The following is a 24,278-nucleotide window of genomic DNA, read 5'->3' as shown; positions in this document are numbered from 1 at the left end:
GCCGCAGGCGCATAGTCGCCCCCCTAGAAGCCGCGCCCTGGGACGCGGCCAACCCTGATGAGGCGGTGATATGTACCAGTACGATGCATACGACCGGGCGCTGGTGTTCGAGCGCGTGGCGCAATTTCGTGATCAGGTCGAGCGTTTTATCGCCGGCGAATTGAGCGAAGAAGAGTTTCTGCCCTTGCGCCTGCAGAACGGCCTGTACCTGCAAAAGCATGCCTACATGCTGCGGGTGGCGATTCCCTACGGCACCTTGAGCGCCGAACAGATGCGTACCCTGGCCAGCATCGCCCGCGACTACGACCGTGGCTACGGCCACTTCACCACCCGGCAGAACCTGCAGTTCAACTGGATCGAGCTGCACCAGGTGCCCGACATCCTCGAACGCCTGGCCCAGGTGGACATGCATGCGATCCAGACCTCCGGTAACTGCGTGCGCAATATCACCACCGAAGCCTTTGCCGGGGTCGCGGCCGACGAGCTGCTGGACCCGCGCCCGTTGGCGGAGATTCTGCGCCAGTGGTCGACCATCAACCCGGAATTCCTGTTCCTGCCGCGCAAGTTCAAGATCGCCATCTGCTCGGCCCGCGAAGACCGCGCGGCGATCATGATGCATGACATCGGCCTGTACCTTTACCGTGATGACCAAGGCGAGATGCTGCTGCGCGTGATGGTGGGCGGCGGCCTGGGCCGCACGCCGATCCTCGGCTTGCAGATTCGCGAGGGCTTGCCGTGGCGGCACCTGCTGTCCTACGTCGAGGCGGTGTTGCGCGTGTACAACCGGCATGGCCGGCGGGACAACAAGTACAAGGCGCGCATCAAGATCCTGGTCAAGGCGCTGGGGATCGACGCGTTTTCCCAGGAGGTGGAGGAAGAATGGCAGTACCTGCGCGATGGCCCGGCGCAGTTGACCGATGCCGAATACGCGCGCGTGGCGTCGGCCTTCGTACCGCCGGCGTATGCGTCGCTCAGCGATACCAGCCTGGCCTACGGCACCGAACTGGCCGACAACCCGGGCTTTGCGCGCTGGGTCAGCCGTAACGTCATGCCGCATAAAGTCGCGGGCTACGCCAGCGTGGTGTTGTCCACCAAGCCCGGCATCAGCGCGCCGCCCGGCGACGTCAGCGCCCCGCAAATGGAGGCCGTGGCTGAGTGGGCGGAGCGGTTCGGTTTTGGCGAAATCCGTATCGCCCATGAACAGAACATCGTGTTGCCGGATGTGCCCAAGGAGCATCTGCATGCCGTGTGGCGCCTGGCCTGCGAACACGGCCTGGGTGCGGCGAATATCGGCCTGTTGACCGACATCATCGCCTGCCCCGGCGGTGACTTCTGCGCCCTGGCCAATGCCAAGTCGATCCCCATCGCTCAGGCGATCCAGCAGCGCTTCGATAACCTCGACTACCTGCACGACCTGGGTGACATCAGCCTGAACATCTCCGGCTGCATCAATGCCTGCGGCCATCACCACATCGGCAATATCGGCATCCTGGGCGTCGATAAGAATGGCAGTGAGTGGTATCAGATCACCCTCGGCGGGGCCCAGGGCAAACACAGTTCACTGGGCAAAGTGATCGGCCCGTCGTTCAGCGCCGCCGAGATTCCGGATGTGATCGAGCGCGTGATCAATACCTTCGTGCGCTACCGCGAAAGCGAAGAGCGCTTTGTCGATACCGTGCAGCGCATTGGCCTGGAGCCGTTCAAGGAGCAGGTGTACGCGGAGCAGCCGGCATGAACAATCTGTTGAAGCTTGAGCAGGGGCAGGCGCGCCTGGTGGCGGATGATCCGTGGGTGTTGGTGCGTGACGAGGTGCCGGAGGGCGCTGCGCTGATCCTGCCGCTGGCGTCCTATGCGCCGGGGCATGGCGTGTGGCTGGGCCCGGATGATGAGGTCGAACTGCTGCAGCCCTGGCTCGCCACGCTGCCGCTGATTGCCCTGGATTTCCCCAGCTTTCGTGACGGCCGCGCCTATAGCCAGGCCTATCTGTTGCGCACGCGTATGGGCTGGCGAGGCGAGTTGCGGGCGATTGGCGATGTGCTACGCGATCAGCTCAGCCATATGCGCCAGTGCGGGTTCGATGCGTTTGCGGTGCGCGCGGACAAGTCGGCTGAAGACGCCCTGAAAGGGCTGGCGGGGATGAGCGTGCAGTACGGGCGTAGCGTGATCGAGCCGCGCCCGCTGTTTCGCAGGCGTTAATCATACGGTGAGTTGCCGCATCTGCCATGATCGCGGTTCGCACTACGGCTCACCCGAGGAAAACCGCAATGGATGATGTACAGCAACTGGGCGAGATGCTTCGTCATTACGCCGATAGCGAAGCGCACAAAAAACAGCAGTTCGAGGTGCAATCGGCGCGCTGGGCGCTAAAGCTCGGCGAGCTGTTCCAGCAGATCGAACAATGGCTGGAACCGGTCAATACCGCTGGTTTGCTTGAAGTCCACCGTGAAGCGTATGTCGCCAGCGGCCCGAGCGTTCCGGTGGAGACATCGCCGTTCAAGAGCGAAAAACTCACCGTGCAGATCACCGGCAAGAATGTGGAGTTCGTGCCGGACGTGATGGGCGTCGGCGGCTTGATTTCGGTGTCGGTCATGGGCCTGACGGCGGCACGGCACGGCAGTGTTTCACTGGTGCTGCCGGCGGACAAAAACGACTGGTTGTGGAAGAAAACCAACGGTTTGAAAGACCCGGACACCTTCGCCTTCAACGCGAACTTCCTGGCCGCACAGTTGCAGAGCCTGATCCCGCGCGAGCGCGGCTGAGCTTTTCAGCGCTTTTTCCAAGGATTGGCTATACCTACAGCTCAACGTTCTGATGATGACTGCCAAGGAGTTCGATGATGAAACTAAGGCTAATGATCAGCACGCTCTGCATCGCCACGATCGGGATGGTGGGCTGTGCCAGCCAAGTCACGCAACCGGATGAGTATTCAGGATTCCTGTCCGATTACAGCCGTCTCAAGCCGGCCAAGTCGCCTTCGGGCGTCGAGGTGCTGCGTTGGGTCGATCCGAAACTGGATATGAGCCGCTACAACGCGGTGTATATCGAACCGACGCAGTTTTACCCCAGGCCCCAAGCCACCGCGAAAATTCCTGAGAGCACGTTGCGTGGCATCAATGACTACTTCAACCAGGCCCTCAAGCGCGAAGTCGGCAAGTCATTGCCCCTTGCCCAAGGGCCCGGCGCCGGAGTGTTAGTGGTGCGTGCGGCGATTACGGCAGTCAGCAGCAAAACCCAGGGCCTGAAACCTTATGAGTTCGTGCCGGTCGCCCTGGTGGCCGCTGCGGTGAGTACCGGCACCGGCATCCGCGACCAGGACACGGTGCTGGGCACCGAGGCGCAGTTTCTCGACGGCGCCAACGGCAAGGTGGTTGCCGAGGTAGTACGCAAGGGCACCGGCAAGCCGCTGGAAAACGACTCGCAGGTGATGACGCCCAATGACGTGAAAAGCGTGATCGACGGTTGGGCGTCGGATTTGCATCAGTCATATCTGAAACTGAAAAAGCGGTAAGTCGCTTGCCGTATCACTTCAGTGGCGTCAGCGGCGGCAGCTTCCACTGGCCGTTGTTCGCCTCGGGTTTGGGCAGGTACAGGCGCAACACCGCGTAGAACGGGCCGGGCGGTGCAGGTAACCAGTTGCTCTGTTCGGCTTTTGGCGGTTCGTGGTGTTGCAGCGCCAGGGTCAGGCCGCCATCGGCGTCCAGTTTGAGGTTGGGCAACATCCGCGAATTGATCACATAGCGCTTTTTGTGGTTGGGCACCAGCAACTTGGTCTTGGCGTTGTACAGGGTCAGTGACCAGAAGGCGTCGACCGGCGGCAGTTGGTCCTTGGCGAAGTGGACGGTGTAGCTATGGCGCGCGCCGTTGGCGGGCTTGCCTTCACTGTCGACGACGTAATTGAAGTAGGTGGCTTCATCGGCAGAGTTGCCGAAAAGCCCCACCTCGGCACCGGCATAGCGGTACAGGTCGTTGTTTTTCAGGTGATCGCGGTTGCCGAACAGGTCGCCTATGGCGACCTGCTGGGTGTCGAGTTTGTCTTTTTTGAACGCCGCGAACTCAGCCTTGGCGTCGGCGATCCCGTCTTCCAGCGCTTTACGCTGTTCGGCGCTCAACTGGTTGACCTTGAACGGCGCGCCCGGTGCAATGCCGATGGTGGCAAAGCGTGCGAGCTGGTCTTTCTCGCTGTCCTGGGGGGCAGCGAAGGCGAGCATGAAGTTCAAGTAGCGAAACAGTTGCGGGCCTTCGGTCATGTTGGCCAGCGGTTTGGGCCAATCGATCTTCGGCGCCTTGGCGGGGGCGGCCTGTTTCACATAGCTGCTGAGCGACTGCACTTTGTAGCCATTCTGGATCTGCTTGACCTTGTTCAGGTCCTTTTCATCAAACAACTGCGTGCGGTACAGCGCATAAGCGAGGTTACTTTCGCTATACACCACGCGATCCACATCGACCGGCTGCTGACCTTTCCAGTCGGGCCCGGCGATCATGTAGTGGCCGCCATTGTTGCCGGTGCTGCGCGTGCCCAGGTACGCGAAGTTATGCGTATAGAGGTCGACCAGTTGCACCGAGTAATAGCGGTTGTCTTCGATCTTGGGCAGCGTCAGCACCAGCGGCTCGCTACGCAGGTCCATCCAGACGAAGGAGTAGGGCGTGTCGGGGTTTGGCGTGGCCAGTGTGGTGTCTTTGGGGGTGAAGACCTGGGCGGTGTTGCCAATATGGTTGAACGGCGCCTTGAAGTTGACGCCGCCCTTGTCGACCGCCTGGGTGTAGAGCGTTTTGTACATTTCCACGACCGGGTAACCATACAAATAGGCTTCCTTGGCGATTGCCCGAGCCTCAGAGGGGGTGGCCGTGAAGTCGGCCCAGGCGCCAGAGCTCATGAGTATCGAGAGGCTCGCCAACAGCAGGCGCGTCGGTTTTCCAATCATGTTGTTGCGTCCTTCCAGAGGGCTTGTGAGGAGTACTATTGAATGGTGTGGCAAAGCGGCGAGTTTCCAACTTTATTGGCCGAACGTCACGTTAATCCCGGTATGACGTAGAGCTTGACGTAAAAATGCCGCCCCTGTGGGCGGCATTGGACAAAAACGCAACGTCAGGCTGCGTCAAGCATTTGCTTAACCTTATTGCGCAATTGATCGATGGAGAACGGCTTGGCGATCGATTGCATGCCCGGCTGAACCTCGATGCTCTCGGGATAACCACTGGCAAACAGGACCGGCAGTTGCGGGCGCAGTTTACGCGCCTGGGTGGCCAAGTCCCGGCCATTCATATCCGGCAGGCCGACATCGGTCATCATCAGATCAATGACCTTATTTGTGTCCTCTACGAATTCAAGCGCCGATTTGGCGTCTTCAGCCTCCAGCACACCGAACCCCAGCTCTTCGAGTACGTCGACGATCAGCATACGCACAATGGAGTCGTCTTCGACTACGAGAATGGTTGAGGTGGGTGCCGACATAGTGAACATTCCTGAAAAAGTGAAGGTGCTGGGCGCGACAGGTCTAAAGGCAATCCACTAGTGAGTAGCGACAAGGCCAGCAAGTTCCGAAAAATTGCTGGCATTGTGAGCTTCGCGCCGGAGAATGTCGCGTCAGGGGCGGAAAAACTACAACGGAACCGACGCGATACGGTGGACCTGTGCGGAATCGCGGTAGAACTGCATGTCACCGGACTCAAAATAACTCACTTGATACTCAGGCGTGCCCGGATTCGTACCGTAAGCCCGATGCTGAAACGGGCTGGTGCCGCGGTTCAGGGTACGTTCCAGGCCATTTTTCATGGCCTCGGCCGAGTCAAATTGGGCCATCCCGAAATTCGGATCGAAGTAGAACCAGACGGGTTTGTCGTCACGCACCATGACGCCGGCCAGCAGGGCGTGATCCTTCGTTGCAATCCTCAGGCTCCTTGGCGGGCTCGCATCGGTCAGCTCGGTGGCGATCTGATGATAGGGAATCTGCCTGGGCTGCTTGCCCATATGAAAGGTATCCACGTGTTTGACTGCTTCATGAAACGACCTGAGGGTGCGGATGAACTGCGTCGCCGCAGGGTCCTGTGGATCGGCGGCCGCCTTGAACATATTGCCCAGGTAGGTCGTCTCTCGGCCCGATTGCATGGACAGTGCCAGGGTATTGGCGATACCCGCACATTCGCCTGGTGAAGCCAGATTGACTTGGCTGAGGTAAAACTCCTGGGGCATCGGGGTCAAGGTGCCGCCGACGGCGTGGATATCCCGCTGGAACAGGGTAAAGCCTTCCTGGATCAGTCTGACTTTCTTGCGTTCGATCTGTTTGACCAGCGTGCCGACGTCTTCGGCGCCCAGCCACCCACGGGAGATCAGCATCTGAAGCTCGAGAATCGTCGAGTCTGATGAGAAACCCGGCACCTTGTGCGGGTCACCGTTCGCATAGCCGGCGTTGAAGTCGGAAACCTTCTCGGGACGTTGCGCGCGTTTCAACTCGTTTTCGAACTCTTTGGGTGCATATTGACCGAGTACGGTCGGCGGGCCCTCCGGCGACTGTATTTCGCCCGCCAGCTTCTTGTAGAGCCAGTCGGTGAAGCTCTGGTTGATCTGCCCCTTCGCCGACACCGTGGTGGGTGCGAAGCCCTGGAGTGGCCCGCCGTAGGCGCGCATTTTTTCCGCGTCGAAGGCATACCACTGGCCATTTTTCAGCACTGCGGCACCGTCAATACTGTGTTCGCCGATCTTTACGGTGCCTGTGGCGACGACGCCATGCTCGTTGCTGGCGGCTTTGAGCAGGTCGTAACGGCCCGACGCGCCACGCAATGCGTTCACACCTTGCGCGCCTTTGGCGCCGAGGAACTTGAGCCCGCCACCGGCCAGGCGGGCCCCGCCAACCGCCAGGTCGCCTGCGCCGCTCAGCGGGTTGAATGCGCCGAACGTGGCCATGCCGATGACTTTGGCCGACCGTGCCACCTTGGTCGCCGCCGAAACGGTGGTCCCTGCGATCTTGACCACTTTTCCGGCCGCACCCACACCCGCCGTCACGATGCCGAACGCGTCCAGGCTCAGATCGATCAAGCCTTCAGCAATGTTGCCGTTGCGGAAGTGGTTGATCGCGGAGCGCAAAGGGACCAGGTCCAACAGGAAGTTTTCAATCATGTCGGACCGGTTCCGAATATTGTCGTCGGTGGTGAGGCCACGCGCCTGTTGCTTGATCGCCGGATCATCGAGGTTGATATGTTCAACGAAGGCATCGGCGATCAGTTGGACGCGGGGCGAGGCGAAGGTATCGCTGGGTGAATCGCCAGGCGGTGTCTGCTCTGTATCAAGCGTGGCTTGACCGGCGCTGGGGGTGAACACCTTTGTTTCGGAGACGATATTCGCCTTCCTTGAAGAGCCAGGCTGTGCCTGCCACTGCGGAATACTGCGGATAGCGCCGGCGTTGAAGTCGATCTCATAGGCCGTGGTCACCCCACCGCGCTCGATCCTTACCAGTAGTTCTTCGCCTTTGGGCAGCTCGGTTTTGTCACTGAACAAACCCAGCCCAAGTTTATGGGCGTGATTTTGATAAAAAGTGACGTTGCCATATTCAAAGTTTTTTCGGTCGTCTGCCGGCAACTGGCTGATCAAGTGCTTGATATACGTGCCGACGGCGTTCTTCTTTTCCTCGATCACCTGCTTGAATTGCGACTCGAACGCCGTGACCACCCCAAACTCGGGATTGGCGTTCAACGCCCCCACGGGGATACGGCTGTCACGGGAGCCGTAGACCGCGTCGGGTCCAACGTCCATCATCGCGACATCCAGCAGCGAGTGCACGCCCGGCACCTGATTTCTACGCCGGATATCCCCGCCCGGCATATGGGTGACGCGAATCAAGGGTTCTTCGAACAGCGCCTCCTTGTCGGGAAAGCGTTGTTTCAGCTCGGCCAATGCCATCGCTTTACGGGACGGGATGTCTTTGTCGAAGGCCTCTGAGGCGGCCAGCATCACGGACTGGCGTTCGCTGAAGCGAGTCACCAGGTTGTTCAGTTCATCGGACGCGTACAGATGCTCGGCTTTTTTCTCCAGCAGGCCATTGGCCGTGCCCCAATCGATCAAGGCGTTACGTTGAGCGGTGTTCGTCATGTTCACGTCTGCGCCGCTGGCGTGTTCGGCTTCCAGCATGACTGCGGCGAAGCTCATATTGGCGACCCGGCCGGGTATGTGCGCGTCGACCATCGTCGCGGCGATTGCGAGGTTGACCCAGGCCGGGCTGCCAAAGGTCACGCTGTCGGGAATGTCCTTGACCAGAAATACCGGCGCACGACCCGCCAGCAGCAGTTGGGCGGCTGCGCCAGCCAGTTCTGGGCTGGTTTTACCCTGAGCCACCAGGTGTTGGCGCAGGGCATCGACGATCTGGGCGGCCGACTTGCCCCTGAGTGAGTCGTCGGCCAGGTCGAAGCCTGCCACGTTGTTGCGTTGGGGGGCGGTGATGGACTCTGGGTCCAGCTGCAGTATCACGGCCGCGAGCAGGTAATCGAGGCTGCTGCTATCGGTGGCAATGCCCTGCATCTGTTCCTGAAGCGCGTGGCCCAATGATTGTGCTTCTGGCGAACTGACAAGGGCGTTCAACGTCGCGCCCGGGCTCGTCAGCGCTTCGGCCGCGAGAGGGGTTCGATGCCGCAGGAACTCCAGTACTCCGCCAGTGGTGTGCTTGAGCGGCTGTTTTTGCCCAAGAGGGTCGGTGTAATCCTGGGTGCGGGTGCGCAGGCGTTGTTGCTCATCGGCGCTCAAGGGCACCGGCCAGCTGAGGGCGCCGCCCAGGTTACCCAACGGGTGCGCCTGGGATCGGGCGGCCATGGCGTCCGACAGCCCGGTCAGGGATAAATGGCTATAGGGTGAAAGCAATCCTCCCTGGCGATTGATAAAGCTATCCACGCTGGTGCTGCCGCCGACTTCGCTGTGATAAGCCGAGTCGGGGTGAACGTCCATCGGCGTGGTCTTGAGGGCTGCCTGCACGGCCGGGGTGGACGCGTCAGGCCCAAGCCGCAGGGCGATTTCGTTGAGTTTGTCGGCAAGTGTTTTGAGGTTGTGATAATGCCCCAGCTTCGCCTTGAGGCTAGCGCTTTGCGCGACGGGAACGCTGGCTGGCGGCTGCACCGTTGGCGCAGGTGAGTCGTGGCTGGGGACGGGTGTCAACGTCGGCGGTGTAGCGGCGGGTATTGCGGGTGGCGTGGAGAGCGGCATCAATGAAACGCTGGGGAGGGTTTGCAAGGAAATAGTCATACGAGCACCGTTTTGTTGAACAGAAGGTGAGCGCCTTTCTCGCGGAGTTTCCTTATTCCCAAGACGCTTTAGTCTGTGGGAAGGCTGATCAACCAGGTTCCGGTTCAGCACGGGCGGAGTGTGAGCAACTGAAACTGTGACGGGATATGGGCGGCGTTCAGGGTGCCGTTGCCCGATTGCGCCGTTTCGGGTTGCAGCGGTTCATGGCAGAAAAATAGCGTTCAACCGCAACTTTGGGGCAAACTCCCGGTTTTTCCGCATTTGGCAAAGGCATGCCCATGACTCCCGCGTCGACCGTTGATGAAAAGAGCTTTCGTAAGCTGTTGAGCCGCAACGTCGCACTGCCCCTCGGTGTGGGTGTGCTCAGTGCGGTGTTTTTTGTGTGTCTGATCACTTATTTGTTGTCGGTGATCCAGTGGGTAGAGCACACCGATCGGGTCATCAATAACCTCAACGAAACGTCCAAGCTGACGGTTGACCTGGAAACCGGCATGCGCGGCTTCCTGATCACCGGCGACGAGCATTTCCTCGACCCGTATGAAGTGGCCAAGCCGCGGATCATTGCCGACTTACACAATTTGCAGGAACTGGCGGCGGACAACCCCCAGCAGGTAGATCGCCTCAAGCGTCTGGAAAGCCTGCAACTGGAGTGGAACAACTACGCCCAGTCGATGATTGATATGCAGCGCGAGAACGGCGACTACCGCAGCGCGGTGAAAGCCGGCCGGGGTAAACGCCTGACCGATGAGATTCGCAATGAATACGACGACGCGGTGGCGATGGAGCAACAGTTCCGGATTACCCGCAACGCGGAAGTCACCCGTACCACCCTCATCAGCGTCACCCTGTACTTGGTGTTCGTGCTGGGGCTGAGCGGCTTTCTGGCTTACATTGGTCGTAAAAATTTACTATCACTTTCAGATAGTTACAGTGCGAACTTCGCGTCGCAACAGAAGATCGCATTGCGTCTGGAGCAACAAGCTTGGCTGCGTAATGGCCAGACCGAACTGGCCGAACAGGTGCTCGGTCAACTGACCCTGAACATGTTGGGACGCAATATCCTGCAGTTCTTTGCCCAGTACATGGGCTCGGTGGTGGCGGCGCTGTATGTGCGCGAAGAGCACGGCGGCCTCAAGCGCGTGGCCACCTATGGTTTCTCCCGCGAGCAGGAGCAGCAGGAGCAGGCGATCTACAGCGACGAAGGCATCGTAGGGCAGGCCGCCCAGCTCGGTCGCCTGATTCGCCTGGACGACGTGCCGGTGGATTACTTCAAAGTGAGTTCCGGCCTGGGCGAGGGCACGACCCGCAGCGTGCTGGTGGTGCCGACCAGCGATGACGACCGGATCAACGGCGTGATCGAACTGGGTTTCCTGCGCCCGCTGCAGGAGCGCGACATCGAACTGCTGGAACTCATCGCCGGCAATATCGGTACCTCCATCGAAGCCGCCCGCTATCGCCAGCGCTTGCAGGAAGTGCTGGCCGAGACCCAGCAGCTCAACGAAGAGCTGCAAGTGCAGCAGGAAGAGCTCAAGACCGCCAACGAAGAGTTGGAAGAGCAATCGCGCATCCTCAAGGAGTCCCAGGCCCACCTGGAAACGCAACAGGCGGAACTCGAGCAGACCAACGAGCAATTGGCTGAGCAGACGCTTACCCTGGCCGAGCAGCGCGATGCCATGGACCGCAAGAACGTCGAGCTCAACCAGGCCCAGCTTGAGCTGGAAGACCGCGCCGACGAGTTGCAACGCTCGAGCAAGTACAAATCAGAATTCCTCGCCAACATGTCCCACGAACTGCGCACGCCGCTGAACAGCTCGCTGATCCTGGCCAAGTTGCTGGCGGAGAACCCTCAGGAAAACCTCAGCGCCGAGCAAGTCAAGTTTGCCGAGTCGATCTATTCCGCCGGCAATGACCTGCTCAACCTGATCAACGACATCCTCGATATCTCCAAGGTCGAAGCCGGCAAGCTGGAAATGCGCCCGGAAAACTCCAGCGTGGCGCGCCTGGTCGATGGCCTGCGCGGGATGTTCGAGCCGCTGGCGGCCGATCGCAAGCTGGGGTTCCAGGTGCAGGTGCAGGAAGGTACGCCGACCATGCTCTTTACCGATCGCCAGCGCCTGGAGCAGATTCTCAAGAACCTGCTGTCCAACGCGGTCAAGTTCACCGAGCAGGGCCAGGTCAGCCTGTCGGTGTCCCGCGCGCCGGGGGAGGGTGTCGCCTTTACCGTGCGCGATTCTGGGATAGGCATCGCCCCGGACCAGCAGGAGAGCATCTTCGAAGCCTTCCGTCAGGCCGATGGCACCACCAATCGCCGGTATGGCGGCACCGGCCTGGGGTTGTCGATTTCCCGCGACCTGGCCGCGTTGCTCGGCGGCTATATCAGCGTCACCAGCGAACCCGGCCAGGGCAGCACGTTCACCCTGGTCATCCCGGAGCAGTACGTCGAACGCGAGGAAGACGCTGCGCCTATCGAGCAACCGCGCCAGGTGATTGCCGCCCCGGCGCCCAAGCCCATCGCGGTCTCGCCGCTACCGGTGGCCGATGCCACACAGATCCCGCGCTTTGCCGACGACCGCGAGAAAGCGCCGTTCGCCACGCGCTGCATCCTGGTGGTGGAAGACGAACCGAACTTCGCGCGCATCCTGTTCGACCTCGCCCATGAGTTGGGCTACCACTGCCTGGTAGCCCATGGCGCGGATGAGGGTTACAGCCTGGCCGAGGAGTACATCCCCGACGCGATCCTGCTCGACATGCGCCTGCCGGACCATTCCGGGCTGACGGTGCTGCAACGCCTCAAGGAACACGCCAATACCCGCCACATCCCGGTGCATGTGATCTCCGTGGAAGACCGCGTCGAAGCCGCCATGCACATGGGCGCCATCGGTTACGCGGTGAAACCCACCACCCGCGAAGAGCTCAAGGATATATTCACGCGCCTGGAAGCCAAGCTGACCCAGAAGGTCAAGCGCGTGCTACTGGTGGAAGACGATGACCTGCAGCGCGAGAGCATTGCCCGCCTGATCGGCGACGATGACATCGAGATCACCGCTGTCGGCTTTGCCCAGGAGGCCCTCGACCTGCTGCGCACGAACATCTACGACTGCATGATCATCGACCTCAAGTTGCCCGACATGCTCGGCAACGAGCTGCTCAAGCGCATGGCCACCGAGGATATCTGCTCGTTCCCGCCAGTGATCGTCTACACCGGGCGCAACCTGACCCGCGACGAAGAGGCCGAGCTGCGCAAGTATTCGCGCTCGATCATCATCAAGGGCGCCCGTTCGCCGGAGCGCCTGCTCGACGAAGTCACACTCTTTTTGCACAAAGTCGAATCGCAGCTGTCCCATGAACGCCAGAAGATGCTCAAGACCGCGCGCAGCCGCGACAAGGTCTTCGAAGGGCGCAAGATCCTGTTGGTGGACGACGATGTGCGCAACATCTTCGCCCTGACCAGCGCCCTGGAGCACAAAGGCGCCGTGGTGGTGATCGGGCGTAACGGCCATGAAGCCATCGCCAGGCTCAATGAAGTCGATGATATCGACCTGGTGCTGATGGACGTGATGATGCCGGAAATGGACGGTTACGAGGCCACCGCCCTGATCCGCCAGGACCCGCGCTGGAAGAAGCTGCCGATCATCGCCGTGACGGCCAAGGCCATGAAGGACGATCAGGAGCGTTGCCTGGCGGCCGGCTCCAACGATTACCTGGCCAAGCCGATTGACCTGGATCGCCTGTTCTCGCTGATTCGCGTCTGGTTACCGAAGATGGAACGTATTTAAGTGGAACGCAGTTTTTTGGAAAAAAGCAGTGATATTGAGCTGCGCCTGCTGATTGAGGCGATCTACCTCAAGTACAGCTATGACTTTCGCGACTACTCCGGTGCGTCGGTCAAACGCCGTGTGGCCCACGCCTTGCGCCAGTTTGAATGCGCGACGATTTCGGCGTTGCAGGAGCGCGTCCTGCACGATCCGGCAGCGTTCATGCAATTGCTGCAGTTTTTGACGATTCCGGTCAGCGAGATGTTTCGCGACCCGTCGCACTTCCTCGCGATCCGTCAGGAAGTGGTGCCGCTGCTCAAGACTTATCCGTCGATCAAGATCTGGATCGCCGGTTGCAGCACCGGGGAGGAGGTGTACTCCATGGCGATCCTGCTGCGCGAGGAAGGGCTGTTGGAACGCACCATCATCTACGCCACCGACATCAACCCGGCATCGCTGGATAAGGCCAAGCAGGGGATTTTTTCCCTGGAGAATGTGCGTGCCTATACCGCCAACTACCAGCAGGCCGGTGGGCAGCGTTCCTTTGCCGATTACTACACGGCGGCTTACGATCATGCGATCTTCGACAAGACGTTGCGCGAGAATGTCACGTTCGCCGACCACAGCTTGGCAACCGACAGTGTGTTCTCAGAAACTCAATTAATTTCATGTCGCAATGTACTGATTTACTTCAATAAAAAATTGCAGGATCGGGCGTTTGGATTGTTTCATGAGTCGCTGTGTCATCGTGGCTTCCTGGTGCTGGGCAGCAAGGAAACCCTGGATTTTTCCGCCTACAACAAGCATTTCGAGCCCTTGGTCAAACAGGAACGGATCTACCGGAAATCATGAACGACGCTGCCGCCAACCCCATGTGTGGGATAGAAGCCATCGTCGTCGGCGCGTCCGCCGGCGGCGTTGAGGCGTTGCTGAGTATTTTTGGCGATCTGCCGCAGGCCTTCGGGCTGCCGATCATTGCCGTGCTGCACCTGCCGGACGAGCGCCGTAGCCAGTTGGCGGAAGTGTTTGCGCGGCGTTTGCAGATTCCGGTACGCGAAGGGCAGGACAAGGAAGTGATCCAACCGGGCACCTTGTACTTCGCCAGCCCCGGCTATCATTTGTCGGTGGAGCATGACCGCAGCCTGTCTTTGAGCCAGGAAGACCGGGTACACCATTCCCGGCCCGCCATCGATTACCTGTTCGCCTCGGCCGGCGATGTCTACGGCAAGCGCCTGCTGGCCATACTGCTGACCGGTGCGAACCAGGACGGCGCCCAAGGGCTGGCCCACGTCAAGCAGTCGGGCGGTATCACTGTCGTACAGGACCCCGACGAAGCACGGATTGCCGTGATGCCGCGGGCGGCCCTGGCCCTGCACACGCCTGACCATATTCTGACCTTGAGCCGCATTGCCTCATTGCTGGCTTCCCTGGAATCTTCCCCATGTTAAGTACTATCCAGGCCAAACTGCTGATCGTCGACGATCTGCCGGAAAACCTGCTGGCCCTCGAAGCGCTGATCAAGCGCGAGGACCGCCAGGTCTTCAAGGCCTTGAGCGCCGACGAGGCCTTGTCCCTGTTGCTGGAGCACGAGTTCGCCATGGCGATCCTCGATGTGCAGATGCCTGGCATGAACGGTTTCGAGTTGGCCGAGCTGATGCGCGGCACCGAAAAGACCAAGAACATCCCGATCGTATTCGTCAGCGCCGCCGGCCGCGAACTCAACTATGCCTTCAAGGGTTATGAAAGCGGGGCCGTGGACTTCCTGCACAAGCCGCTGGATATCCATGCGGTGAAGAGCAAGGTCAATGTGTTCGTCGACCTGTACCGCCAGAGCAAGGCGATGAAGCAGCAGGTGGAAGCGCTGGAGCGCAGCCGCCGCGAACAGGAGTTGCTGCTGACGCGCCTGCAGGCCACTCAGGCAGAGTTGGAGCAGGCGGTACGCATGCGCGATGACTTCATGTCGATCGTCGCCCACGAAGTCCGCACGCCACTCAACGGGCTGATTCTCGAAACCCAACTGCGCAAGATGCACCTGGCCCGGGACAACGCCGCCGCGTTCACCCTGGAGAAGATGCGCGCCATGGTCGACCGCGATGAGCGGCAGATCCAGAGCCTGATCCGGCTGATCGAAGACATGCTCGACGTGTCGCGCATCCGCACCGGCAAACTGTCGATTCGTCCGGCGCGCTTCGACCTCACGCAACTGGTGCGCAACCTGCTGGAAAACTTCGCGCCGCAAGTGGCCGCCGCCGAGTCGTCCATGCAACTGGAGGCGGAAGGCCCGGTGGAAGGCAGCTGGGATGAATTCCGCATCGAGCAAGTGGTGTCCAACCTGCTGACCAACGCCTTGCGCTATGGGGCCAAGAGCCCGGTGGGCGTGCGGGTGTACAGTGAACACGGCGAAGCACGGCTGGAGGTGCAGGACCACGGGATCGGCATCAGCGCCGATAATCAGAAGCGCATTTTCCAGCAGTTCGAGCGCGTGTCCGCCAGCCATGTGGCCGCCGGTCTGGGCCTCGGGCTGTTTATTTCCGAACAGATCGTCGCGGCCCATGGCGGTACCATCGAGGTGGAGAGCCAGATAGGCGAGGGCGCCCTGTTCCGGGTGTGCCTGCCCCTGGACGCGTCGGCGTGAAAACAATCGTCACTTCGACGCAACCTCTGCGTGACTGCATGGTCGTAAGTGCAGCAATTGACCGGACAAAGGCTTCCCATGAGTGAAGATGCACAAGATGTCGTTCTGATCGTCGAGGACGACGAATCGATTATGTTTGTCCTGGATGAATACCTCAAAGGCCTGGGCTATCGGGTATTGAAGGCGATCAATGGGGAGCAGGCTTTTGAAATCCTCGCCAGTAAACCGCACCTGGACCTCATGGTGACGGACTATCGCCTGCCTGGCGGCGTCACCGGCGTGCAGATCGCCGAGCCGGCGGTGAAGTTGCGCCCGGAGCTGAAGGTGATTTTTATCAGTGGCTACCCGCAGGAAATTCGTGACTGCGACAGCCCGATCACACGCAAGGCGCCGATCCTGGCCAAGCCGTTCGACCTGGATACGCTGCAAGAACATATCCTGCGGTTGTTGGCGTGACACCTGCATGTGTCAGTCCAACAACCGCTGATGCCCCTGGCCGGTCAGGATTACCAGGCAAGCACCTCGTCCTTTGCATGTGAATCAAGTACCCGTGCGGGGTTGGTTCCCTCGAAGAGCTCAAACGATCCATCGGGTTTTATGTCAATACGGTTGGCCGTTGCGATCGTAGTGGACGCCGGGTATTTGTTTGCGATGTTGAACAGCACTTGTTCACCGGCGTCACCTTGTTTCAGAGCGATGCCTAATCCCGGAATGGTCCGGACATAATCGCCGCCCACATAAATCACTTTGCTTGTCTGGTCTAACGATCCCTCCAGTTGTTTCAGCACGCGCTGTTGTTCTGTCGTCGGCACGCCGCCTTGGAAGTGCATTAATGTTCGTTTCTGGTAGACACCCTCTTTCAAGTCGGTAAGCACCGCCAGGGCCGTACAATCACTGATGCCACTGGTGCTGATGATTGCGGTCGGGTCAGTGACGGTGACGTCCTTGTAATCCGACATAGCGATGTGGTGGGTCGGGGCGGGGGGCTTCAGGTGAGTAACCGTCGTCGGGATGGATTCTTCATAAAGCCGTTTGACCGGTCTGTCATGAAGACTCGCGGTGCTTATCCACGACTCGTGATGGTCGCTGATCTTGAATTCAAGTTTTTTGGGGTCATTGCTATAAGTTTTGTATTGGACCGGCAGCTTCTTGTCATTGAATATTTTTTCGAGACCACGCCTCATCATGGCCTCGCTTGAAAACTCGGCCACTCCAACATTCGGGTCGTAAAAAAAGAACTTCTTACCGTCGCCATCCGGCACGGACCCGGCCACCATCGCATGGCCGGGAGAGTCGATCATCACGGTCTTGCCCCCAGGCGCATTGGCCAGTTCCGTAATCATGTCCTGATACGTTACCTGGCGCTGTGGGTTACCGGCGTGAAACATGAACGGTGTACTGATGCTTTTTTGCACATCGTCTAATGTGCGAGCAAATACTCGCGACCCCTCAGCCCGCGGATTGGCGGCGGCAACGTACAGGTTGTCAATAAATACGCGTTCTTTTCCTTGCGCCTTGGCCGATGCGAACGTACGCGAGAGAGCGGCGCACTGCCCATCGGAAAGGTGGTTGACCTGGCTAAGGTAGATGGTCTGAGGTACGGGGGTGAACGTTCCTCCGACGGCATTTACGTGGGCGTTGAAATGCTGTGTGCCGTTGAGCCCGTGCTGGACAGCCAGCCTTTCCTGCTGGCGGACCAAGGTGCCCACCTCTTTTGCTGTTTTGTCCGGGCGTAGCGCCAGCTTCATCACGTCTTCTGATTTCATGCCCTTGGCATAGCCTTTAATCAGTTCCGGCGCGCCTTCCTCATAGCCACTCTTAAACGCTGCGCTGGGCGTCACCCCATCGCCCTGGTAACGATCCAGTAGCTTTCCCCAGTCTTTTCGAATTTGAATCGACTCCGGCGAGAGCGCGCGCTGCGTGTTTTGCCACGCATGAAGCTCCTGAGTGCCGCCTCGTATTGACGGCTGGAAATCGTCCAGTGCTTTGCCAAACGGGCGTCGGGGCGTCGTATCAAAGGCATACCATTTACCGTCCTGAAGAACCGCGGCACCTTGCAAGGTCTCGCCGGACGTCTTGAAGGTACCCATCGCTGCCGCGTCGTATTGTTTGCTCGCGGCGACCAGGTCGTAGCCAGTGTGGGTGCCGCGTAGGTGCCGGATGTCTTGAATCGTGTCGGTGATGACGCGTTTACCGACGCTTGCCACGCCGCGACCGGTAGCGCGCAGTAAATCCGCCGCGCCGTCCAACGGATTAACCAGGCTGATCGCGCTCAACCCCAGGGTCTTTCCTATATGCAAGGCCTTGCTACCGGCAGACAGGGTCTTGGTTGCAACGTTAGCCAGTTTCCCTACGGTGGAGGCTCCAACGGTCATGATGCCAAACAGGTCGAGTGATAAGTCGATGATCCCTTCGCCGAGGTTGCCCTCCGTAAAATGCTTGATGGCTGACCGTAATGGGATCAGGTTAAGAAGCAACTCATTTAACTTTTTGTAAAAGGGTACCTCGGACTCAACCGTCGTCACCCCTCGAGCCTCGGCCTCCAGCGCGCCCCATACGCTGCTGACCTTGGCCACCGTGGCACCGATGGCCGCGCTCCGGGGGCTGGCGAAACTGTTCAACGGCCCGGCGGTGTCGGTGTTTTCTTGTAGCAGCTGTTGCCGTACCAGCGGGGAACCTTCATCGGGAATGGACAGTGTGACGGGGACCATGTCGGTATACGGCGTGTTGTTATCGCGCGGTTTTCCGTCTTCTATATGAGCCCCAGGCTGATAACCGGGCTGGAAATCGCCGAGGTCCCCGCGTTTGGTAAGCGTGTTCTTCTGGACATTCAGTTCATAGGTATGGGCAATCCCGTCGCGCATCACTTTCAATAGCACAGGGTTGCCGTCGGCAGCCGGGACCCGGACGATACCGCTGAGCTGATGTTCGCCCTTGAACTCCTTGAAGATCGAAAGGCTTCCGTATTCGATATTCTGCCGGTCCTCCAGCGGCAACTGGGCGATCAGATGCTTGACCTGCGTGGCGACGCTGCTGTCGAGGGCGCGACCAAACTGTTGGAACTCACTGACGAATTCCCTGCTGATATTTTTCAGGTTTTGCGTCTTGCTCAAGACCTCATCGAGGGTGAAGTTAGGCGTGTTGGCAGCAGAGCGTCCGGGGCCCCTGCGCGGTGGTGTGTAAGGCTCGATCACCCATTGATTGGGGTGTGACGCGTTGTTGTGCCTGGCCGGGTGGTAGGGCACATTGGGCGGATTGTGCAGCATGTTCTCCATGTACAAGTCCAATATCGAATAGGGCCCGGGTCGATCTTTATCGTAAGTGTCCAGTACGATGCACTTCAGTTCCAGGCGCGCGTCATCGCCCAAAACTTCGCGCAGTTCGGCCAGGGCCATCTCCTTGCGAGACGCCGGCGCGGGCGTGCGCTGTGCTTCGGAAGCTGTTCGCAGTTCGCCGACCTGCTGGTTAAAGGCGTCGGCGATGGTTTGCATATCTGCGGGCGACGTCACACTCGTGACGATGCTGTTGGTCAGGCCCCATTCCTTGAGCGCGTCATGCTGGGCGACATATTCGATCTGACGCTGAGCCTGGGACACCGGGGCGATATCCGCGTACAACATGACCTCGCCGTAACTCATGGTGGATGCCCGGCCCGGCGTCTCAGCCTCTATGCGCGCCACCGCGGTACTGAGGCTGACGTGGGCGGGGGAGCCGTGAGTGACCGTGGCGGGGATATCCTTGACCAGCAACTCTGGCGCCTTGGAGGCCAGTTTCAGGTTGGCCTGGATATTGGCTTTTTCCGGTGACGAAGCCTCTTTCGTGACGTAGTACAAATGGTCGGCCACACGCTGGGCCGTCTCTGATAAAGGTTTGCCTTTAAGCTGCTGGCCGGCCAGGTCAAAGCCTGAAATGTGCTTCTGGGGCAAGGTTGCCTGGGTGAATGCATCGGTGTAATTCAGGTTCAAGGCCGCCATTAACCAGTCATTGACGCTGCCTTTGACCGACAGTGTGTTGAACTTGGCCTGGATGGCCGCCCCCAGCGCCTGGCCCTTGGGCGACTGGATGATGCGGTCGAGCAGTTGCCGTGGGTTGCGAAGCTCGTGGGCTTCGACTGCTACACCTGGCATCAACGCTTCCAACACATTGCGGTTGCTCCCCAGGTTCAGGTCACCCACATTGCCGTGCTGCAAGAACGCCAACAGTTGGCGCTGGGTGTCCGTGTCAATCGGCTGCGGCCAGGACAGGGCGCCGCCGTAGTTACCATGGACGGGGCTTCGCGGTGTGGGGGTGAGGAGGAATCGCCTGAGGTTCTCCACGTCCTGTGCGGTGCCGGGTTTTTCAAAGCCGTGGTATTCAAGAAAATCAGCCAGGCTAGCCACGCCTCCTTGCTGCACGCCTCGGTCCCGTTCGTATGAGGAGTGGGGGTTCAATTCGAAGGTGGTTTCACGCAGATACGCGGGGACCTGCGACAGCTGAAGGCTGCCTGAGGCAAGCACTGTCCCCAGATGCTTCAACAACACAGTCGCTTGGTGCCGGTTGTTGATGTTCCCCAGCAGCGTCTGCTGCTGCTCGAGTGCGTCCTCGCTGCGCGTTTCCTGGAGCCCAGGGAATACAGCGGGGTCAAGCGGGGCAAAGGTTTTATCGCGCTCCAGCTCGGCGGCGCGTTGCTGGAGTTCGGAAGGGGCGATTCGCGTCGGCTCTTTGTAGAACTGCCCAACCAGCCAGGCCGGCGCACGGTTGGTGCTCTCGGACGACGGAAGGGGAAACGGCCTGTTCCTGTCGGAGATGACCCCTCCGATATTCATTAACGGTTCTCGCACCGCCGACCAGCGCTTGTCCTCGCTCGCACGCAACTGTAAGGGCGCATTGAGCGAAACATCTGGGGTTACACGGTAGGTGACTTGACCACTTTGCGGCAGGATTTTGATCGAGTCGGGCAGGGCTCTGACCGTGAGCCGCCAGTCGAGGAACTCCGGCGACCGAGCGGCATTGCCTAGTAACTTCCACCACTGGCCAAATGTTGAATCCGGCGGAATATCCACCATGATCGCGTTGTCGTGGGCGGGAACGCCGCTGAAGCCCTGCAATGCCTTGCCGTAGTTCTGCGCCAACGCACTGTCGCCCCTGGCCCGGGGGGAATCGCCAGGGGCAGAGAGGTGGGGGCTTTCGCGGTCAGGCTCTACAGCTACCTGCTCGACTGGCTCCAGCGTGTCGCTGGCAATGGAAGAGTGCAGGGGAAAAGCGTGGGCAAGGCTGTTGGAAATCGTCATGGGTGGCGGCTCTATCATCAGGATTGAGGTCCACTGGGTGAAAATTCCAGGTCCCAGTGGTAATCCTTCGTACCCAAGCCCCTTGACCGATTCCATTTTCGAACCGTGGCTTTATTGCACCTTGTTGCCGGTCGCCTCCGCTTGGCTGGCGGCTGCGCGGATCATTTCCCTGACTTTCGCCGTCAAGAGATCAAACGTGAACGGCTTGGTAATCAACTGCATCCCAGGGTCCAGAAAACCACCGCGCACCGCCGCGTGTTCGGCATAGCCGGTGATAAATAGGACCTTGAGTTCCGGCCGAATCTGCCGGCCGATTTCCGCCAGTTGCCGGCCGTTCATGCCCGGCAGCCCGACATCGCTGATCATCAGGTCAATGCGCTGGTCGGACTCGATGATCGGCAGTGCTGTGTTGGCATCGCTGGCCTCGACAAAGGCATAGCCCAGTTCCTTGAGCACCGCGCTGACCAGCACCCGTACCGCCGGGTCGTCCTCGACGATCAACACTGTTTCACCGGCATTGGCAAAGGGCAGCCGCGCGGGGTTCGCCGCTTCGGCCACGACCATTTTACCGACGAAACGCGGCAGGAACAGGCTGACGGTAGTGCCTTTTCCGACTTCGCTGTGGATCGTCACATGGCCACCGGATTGCCGTGCAAAGCCGTAAATCATCGACAGGCCGAGGCCGGTGCCCTGGCCGATCGGTTTGGTGGTGAAGAAAGGATCGAAGACGCGCCCCATTAAACTTTCCGGGATACCGCAGCCGCTGTCGCTGACGCTCAATTCAACGTAGTCACCGGGTTGCAATGTGCCGTAGGCGGCGGTGAACACGCTGTCGAGATGGCGGTTGCTGGTTTCCACGGTGAGGTTGCCGCCGTTCGGCATGGCATCGCGTGCGTTGATCACCAGGTTGAGCAGCGCGCTTTCCAACTGGTTGGGGTCGGCTTCGGCGGTCCAGAGCGGGTCGCTGAGGCGCATGTCCAGCGCAATGCTTTCATTGATGCTGCGTTGCAACAGTTCGCCCATGGAGGTCACCAGTTGGTTGATCTCGACGGGTTTTGAATCCAGCGACTGCCGCCGGGAGAACGCGAGCAGGCGGTGGGTAAGGCCGGCGGCCCGGTTGGCGGAGGTGACGCCCAGGTCGATCAGGCTGTCCAGGTCGTCCAGCTTGCCGCGGGAGACGCGCCTGCGCAGTAACTCCAGGCTGCCGATGATGCCGGTGAGCATGTTGTTGAAGTCATGGGCGATGCCGCCGGTCAACTGGCCGACGGCCTCCATCTTCTGCGATTGACGCAGTGCTTCTTCATTGCTGCGCAGCTGCGCCGTGCGTTCTTCTACTTGCTGCTCGAGCGTCTCCAGCGTGCGTTGCAAGCGCAGTTCGCTTTCGCTCAGGTCGATCAGCCGGTCGCGCGCATCGTATTGTCGGCGTCGTCCGCGCAGTGCCGCCGTAACCAGGCTGATCAACGTCACAGGATGGAAAGGCCGCTCGAGAAAGGTGACATTGCCCAATAACCCGCTCAGGTGCGAGGAACCGTTCTGCTCGGCGCCGCCGTGATGGGTCATCAATACGATGGGCAAGTCCGACCACGCAGGCTGTTGGTGCAAATACTCGAGCAGCGGCTCCAGATCGACGCCGCGCAAGGCTTCGGCAGCAATAATCAGCAGGCCGGCCCCTTCTTCCAGTGCGTTGCACAAGGCCGTCAGGCCCGTGGCGATCATGCCGTTGTACCCGGCCTCGTTGAGCATCATCAGCGCCAACGCGCCGTCGCGGCCCATCGGCGCAAGTACGATGGCGCGCTCGGAGACGGGGGATAGGCTCGTCACTGGCCCTCATCCTTGAGCAGAGGAGAGCCGGCGCCCATGTACGTGGGGATACCGCGCAGTACGCCCTGGAAATTATCGAGCGGCTCGCCGACAGTCATGCCCTGGCTGCTGATGCGGTACTCGCGAATGGTTGATTCATGGGCACCGGTGCGTTTCTTGATGATTGAAATGGCGCGGCGCACCTTGCCCAGCGCTTCGAAATAGCGCAGCAGAATGACCGTGTCGGCGAGGTAGGTAATGTCGACGGGCGCCTGCATGTCACCGACCAGGCCGTGCTGGGCGACGGTCATGAACGTGGCGGCGCCGCGGCGGTTGAGATACAGCAGCAGTTCGTGCATGTGCAGGATCAGCGCATTTTCTTCCGGCATGGCGGCCTGATAGCCGTTGATGCTGTCGATCACCACAGTCTTGATCCCGCGCTCATCCACGCAGCGCCGCACGCGGTGCGAGAACTCGCCGGGGGTCAACTCGGCCGCGTCGACTTGTTCGATCAGCAGGTTGCCGGTGGCTTGCAGCGCGGCGAGGTCGATGCCCATGTTTTTCATGCGCTCGAAGAGCAGGCCCAGTTCCTCATCGAAGATGAACAGCGCGGCTTTTTCGCCCCGCGCCACGGCGGCGGCGGCAAACACCATCGAGATCAGCGACTTGCCGGTGCCGGCGGGGCCGAGGATCAGGCTGCTGGAGCCGGTCTCGACTCCGCCGCCCATCAAGGCATCCAGTTCGCGAATGCCGCTGCTCAGGGTCTCGCGCACATAGCCGCCGCGATGCTCGGCCGCCACCAGCCGCGGGAACACATGCACGCCATCGCCCATGATGGTGAAATCGTGGAAGCCGCCGCGGTACTTTTGGCCGCGGTACTTCACGACCCGCACGCGACGGCGTTCGGCGCCGTAATTGGGCGTCAGTTCTTCCAGGCGAATCACCCCGTGGGCGACGCTGTGTACGGTTTTGTCGAGGGATTCGGTGGTCAGGTCGTCGAGCAGCAACACCGTGGCGTCGTAGCGCACGAAATAGTGCTTGATCGCCAGGATCTGTCGTCGATAACGCAGGGAACTTTGCGCCAGCAGGCGGATTTCGGAGAGGCTGTCGACCACCACGCGGGTCGGCTTGACCCGTTCCACCACTTCAAAGATCTGCCGCGTGGCCTCGCCCAGTTCCAGGTCGGAAGAGTACAACAGGCTTTGCTGCTGTTCGGCATTGAGCAGGCTTTCCGGCGGGGTCAGCTCGAAAATATGGATATTGTCATCCAGATCCCAGCCGTGGGATTTTGCGCCCTGGCGCAATTCACGTTCGGTTTCGGACAAGGTGATATAGAGCGAGCGTTCACCATTTTCTGCCCCTGCCTTCAGGAAGTGCAGGGCGACGGTGGTTTTGCCGGTCCCTGGTTCGCCTTCGAGCAGAAACAGATGGCTGCGGGACAAACCGCCGCAAAGAATGTCATCAAGACCTTCGATACCGGTGGCCGCCTTTTCGGATAACAGCGCGTTGGACATAGACAAGAAGTGCCCTCAGGTCACATACGAGTAAGGGGTGCGCGTTCGTTCGAGCGCGCTATACCTTCTTGACCCTGGCGT

Annotated in this window: 15 protein-coding genes; 9 read left to right on the top strand and 6 right to left on the bottom strand. The window is 60.0% G+C overall.

Features of this window, described 5'->3' with window-relative positions:
• Positions 1-70 precede the first annotated feature (70 nt).
• The 4 genes from ACP7E3_RS14205 to ACP7E3_RS14190 all read left to right on the top strand — a co-directional run bounded on the left by ACP7E3_RS14205 (position 71) and on the right by ACP7E3_RS14190 (position 3,508).
• On the top strand, positions 71-1,735 hold the full coding sequence (locus tag ACP7E3_RS14205) for a nitrite/sulfite reductase (protein ID WP_108524177.1): 1,665 nt from the start codon (positions 71-73) through the stop codon (positions 1,733-1,735).
• Positions 1,732-2,196, top strand: coding sequence for a DUF934 domain-containing protein (locus tag ACP7E3_RS14200; RefSeq protein ID WP_057004157.1), 465 nt, complete (start codon positions 1,732-1,734; stop codon positions 2,194-2,196). Before ACP7E3_RS14205 ends, ACP7E3_RS14200 begins: the two co-directional genes overlap by 4 nt.
• Before the next feature lie 68 nt (positions 2,197-2,264).
• Positions 2,265-2,759: a hypothetical protein gene (locus ACP7E3_RS14195; RefSeq protein ID WP_046383514.1), complete on the top strand. Its 495-nt coding sequence runs from the start codon at positions 2,265-2,267 to the stop codon at positions 2,757-2,759.
• 77 nt (positions 2,760-2,836) lie between these two features.
• Positions 2,837-3,508 (top strand): DUF3313 domain-containing protein, encoded by a 672-nt coding sequence (locus ACP7E3_RS14190; protein WP_108524176.1) that lies wholly within the window; start codon positions 2,837-2,839, stop codon positions 3,506-3,508.
• 13 nt (positions 3,509-3,521) lie between these two features.
• On the opposite strand, the gene ACP7E3_RS14185 is transcribed toward ACP7E3_RS14190, so the two are convergent.
• The 3 genes from ACP7E3_RS14185 to ACP7E3_RS14175 form a co-directional block, all read right to left on the bottom strand.
• On the bottom strand, positions 3,522-4,922 hold the full coding sequence (locus ACP7E3_RS14185) for a DUF1254 domain-containing protein (RefSeq protein ID WP_017846277.1): 1,401 nt from the start codon (positions 4,920-4,922) through the stop codon (positions 3,522-3,524).
• Between the two features lie 164 nt (positions 4,923-5,086).
• Positions 5,087-5,452 (bottom strand): response regulator, encoded by a 366-nt coding sequence (locus tag ACP7E3_RS14180; RefSeq protein WP_057004155.1) that lies wholly within the window; start codon positions 5,450-5,452, stop codon positions 5,087-5,089.
• Between the two features lie 147 nt (positions 5,453-5,599).
• Positions 5,600-9,223: a hypothetical protein gene (locus tag ACP7E3_RS14175; RefSeq protein WP_426123447.1), complete on the bottom strand. Its 3,624-nt coding sequence runs from the start codon at positions 9,221-9,223 to the stop codon at positions 5,600-5,602.
• A gap of 278 nt (positions 9,224-9,501) precedes the next feature.
• On the opposite strand from ACP7E3_RS14175, the gene ACP7E3_RS14170 reads away from it, so the two are divergent.
• From ACP7E3_RS14170 to ACP7E3_RS14150, 5 genes are all read left to right on the top strand, one after another.
• The gene (locus tag ACP7E3_RS14170; RefSeq protein ID WP_288080527.1) at positions 9,502-12,999 is read left to right on the top strand and encodes a response regulator; all 3,498 of its coding nucleotides are present in this window, start codon (positions 9,502-9,504) and stop codon (positions 12,997-12,999) included.
• A complete protein-coding gene (locus ACP7E3_RS14165; RefSeq protein ID WP_017846273.1) occupies positions 13,000-13,830 on the top strand; it encodes a CheR family methyltransferase in 831 nt (276 codons plus the stop codon).
• Positions 13,827-14,426, top strand: coding sequence for a chemotaxis protein CheB (locus ACP7E3_RS14160; protein WP_017846272.1), 600 nt, complete (start codon positions 13,827-13,829; stop codon positions 14,424-14,426). The genes ACP7E3_RS14165 and ACP7E3_RS14160 overlap by 4 nt, the downstream gene beginning before the upstream one ends.
• The gene (locus tag ACP7E3_RS14155) at positions 14,420-15,613 is read left to right on the top strand and encodes a hybrid sensor histidine kinase/response regulator (RefSeq protein ID WP_128191409.1); all 1,194 of its coding nucleotides are present in this window, start codon (positions 14,420-14,422) and stop codon (positions 15,611-15,613) included. Before ACP7E3_RS14160 ends, ACP7E3_RS14155 begins: the two co-directional genes overlap by 7 nt.
• A gap of 78 nt (positions 15,614-15,691) precedes the next feature.
• Positions 15,692-16,069, top strand: coding sequence for a response regulator (locus tag ACP7E3_RS14150; RefSeq protein WP_017846270.1), 378 nt, complete (start codon positions 15,692-15,694; stop codon positions 16,067-16,069).
• 50 nt (positions 16,070-16,119) lie between these two features.
• Here ACP7E3_RS14150 and ACP7E3_RS14145 read toward each other — a convergent pair whose 3' ends face one another.
• The 3 genes from ACP7E3_RS14145 to ACP7E3_RS14135 form a co-directional block, all read right to left on the bottom strand.
• Positions 16,120-20,883 carry a hypothetical protein gene (locus ACP7E3_RS14145; protein WP_426123443.1) on the bottom strand — a complete coding sequence of 1,588 codons (4,764 nt, stop codon included), beginning with the start codon at positions 20,881-20,883 and terminating at the stop codon, positions 16,120-16,122.
• A gap of 111 nt (positions 20,884-20,994) precedes the next feature.
• On the bottom strand, positions 20,995-22,704 hold the full coding sequence (locus ACP7E3_RS14140) for an ATP-binding protein (RefSeq protein WP_232565615.1): 1,710 nt from the start codon (positions 22,702-22,704) through the stop codon (positions 20,995-20,997).
• A complete protein-coding gene (locus tag ACP7E3_RS14135; RefSeq protein WP_046383506.1) occupies positions 22,701-24,203 on the bottom strand; it encodes an ATPase domain-containing protein in 1,503 nt (500 codons plus the stop codon). The genes ACP7E3_RS14140 and ACP7E3_RS14135 overlap by 4 nt, the downstream gene beginning before the upstream one ends.
• Positions 24,204-24,278: the final 75 nt, after the last annotated feature.

Source organism: Pseudomonas sp. PSPC2-3, assembly GCF_049898265.1.
In the GTDB taxonomy this organism is placed as follows: Bacteria; Pseudomonadota; Gammaproteobacteria; order Pseudomonadales; family Pseudomonadaceae; genus Aquipseudomonas; species Aquipseudomonas veronii.
This window is presented reverse-complemented; position numbering and strand designations above follow the sequence as displayed.

Excerpts from the sequence above, each read along its gene's own strand:
- ACP7E3_RS14205 (WP_108524177.1), top strand. The coding sequence starts at position 71 with ATGTACCAGTACGATGCATACGACCGGGCGCTGGTGTTCGAGCGCGTG.
- ACP7E3_RS14170 (WP_288080527.1), top strand. The coding sequence starts at position 9,502 with ATGACTCCCGCGTCGACCGTTGATGAAAAGAGCTTTCGTAAGCTGTTG.
- ACP7E3_RS14185 (WP_017846277.1), bottom strand. The coding sequence starts at position 4,922 with ATGATTGGAAAACCGACGCGCCTGCTGTTGGCGAGCCTCTCGATACTC.
- ACP7E3_RS14175 (WP_426123447.1), bottom strand. The coding sequence starts at position 9,223 with ATGACTATTTCCTTGCAAACCCTCCCCAGCGTTTCATTGATGCCGCTC.
- ACP7E3_RS14160 (WP_017846272.1), top strand. The coding sequence starts at position 13,827 with ATGAACGACGCTGCCGCCAACCCCATGTGTGGGATAGAAGCCATCGTC.
- ACP7E3_RS14200 (WP_057004157.1), top strand. The coding sequence starts at position 1,732 with ATGAACAATCTGTTGAAGCTTGAGCAGGGGCAGGCGCGCCTGGTGGCG.
- ACP7E3_RS14155 (WP_128191409.1), top strand. The coding sequence starts at position 14,420 with ATGTTAAGTACTATCCAGGCCAAACTGCTGATCGTCGACGATCTGCCG.
- ACP7E3_RS14150 (WP_017846270.1), top strand. The coding sequence starts at position 15,692 with ATGAGTGAAGATGCACAAGATGTCGTTCTGATCGTCGAGGACGACGAA.
- ACP7E3_RS14190 (WP_108524176.1), top strand. The coding sequence starts at position 2,837 with ATGAAACTAAGGCTAATGATCAGCACGCTCTGCATCGCCACGATCGGG.
- ACP7E3_RS14195 (WP_046383514.1), top strand. The coding sequence starts at position 2,265 with ATGGATGATGTACAGCAACTGGGCGAGATGCTTCGTCATTACGCCGAT.
- ACP7E3_RS14145 (WP_426123443.1), bottom strand. The coding sequence starts at position 20,883 with ATGACGATTTCCAACAGCCTTGCCCACGCTTTTCCCCTGCACTCTTCC.
- ACP7E3_RS14180 (WP_057004155.1), bottom strand. The coding sequence starts at position 5,452 with ATGTCGGCACCCACCTCAACCATTCTCGTAGTCGAAGACGACTCCATT.